The 222-nt window shown below is 59.0% G+C and carries 1 protein-coding gene; it reads right to left on the bottom strand.

Annotated features, from left to right (window positions below; genetic code table 11):
* On the bottom strand, nucleotides 1-200 hold a 200-nt coding region (locus NLF92_RS14025), incomplete at its 3' end, for a hypothetical protein (RefSeq protein WP_254102886.1).
* Between the last annotated feature and the right edge of the window lie 22 nt (nucleotides 201-222).

The raw sequence follows: 222 nt of genomic DNA, 5'->3' as shown, positions 1-222 counted from the left end.
AGCTCTGCCTGCCCGCGGCGAATAACAAACTCCGTTAAGCCCAGGCCTAAGGCGCGGCGCCCCGGCATTTCTGCTTGCGTGTCGCTGAAGTATGGGAAGTCCAAATACTCGCGGCTTTCATCAAGCGTGGCAATATAACAGTTCGGAGCGCTGATCAGGCGGGCCAGAATGTCGTGCAGCGCTGCGTAGAATGAGTCCATGTCTTTGCCGGCGGTGGCCGAC

The sequence above is a fragment of the Opacimonas viscosa genome, assembly GCF_024199005.1.
Lineage (GTDB): Bacteria > Pseudomonadota > Gammaproteobacteria > Enterobacterales > Alteromonadaceae > Opacimonas > Opacimonas viscosa.
Note: the sequence above shows the minus strand (reverse complement) of the source record. Positions and strands in the feature narration are given on the sequence as shown.